Source organism: Enterobacter cloacae complex sp.6700776, from assembly GCF_048284255.1.
Classification (GTDB): domain Bacteria; phylum Pseudomonadota; class Gammaproteobacteria; order Enterobacterales; family Enterobacteriaceae; genus Enterobacter; species Enterobacter intestinihominis.
Genome location: NZ_JBLVYK010000097.1, coordinates 1 through 347 on the forward strand (window position 1 = coordinate 1; position 347 = coordinate 347).

1 pseudogene is annotated in these 347 nt (G+C 37.5%); it reads left to right on the forward strand.

What is annotated here, in order from left to right:
* Positions 1 to 47: 47 nt before the first annotated feature.
* Positions 48 to 347 (forward strand): annotated as a pseudogene (gene fumC, locus ACNQ0T_RS23385) (class II fumarate hydratase); the annotation flags it as partial.

Below are 347 nucleotides of genomic sequence, written 5' to 3' on the forward strand. Positions count from 1 at the left end.
GTATAGGAATTGCTCATATGTTTTATATTTAAAATGGAGTTATTGTAATGACAGATTATATTCTAAATAAGAGCATCCCTATTGGTATTAATGAAACAGGCACCCGTGAAGAATTCGATAGCATGGGAAAAGTAAATGTTCCTGCAAATCGTTATTGGGGGGCACAGACTCAACGTTCATTACAGCACTTTAATATTGGCGATGATTTAATGCCAAAATCGGTTTACCACGCGTATGGCTATGTAAAAAAAGCTTGTGCGTTGGTTAACTGCGAAGCAGGTCGATTAGCTGAATGGAAAAAAGAAGCGATCGTTATCGCTGCTGATGAAACTATTCATGGTCAATTG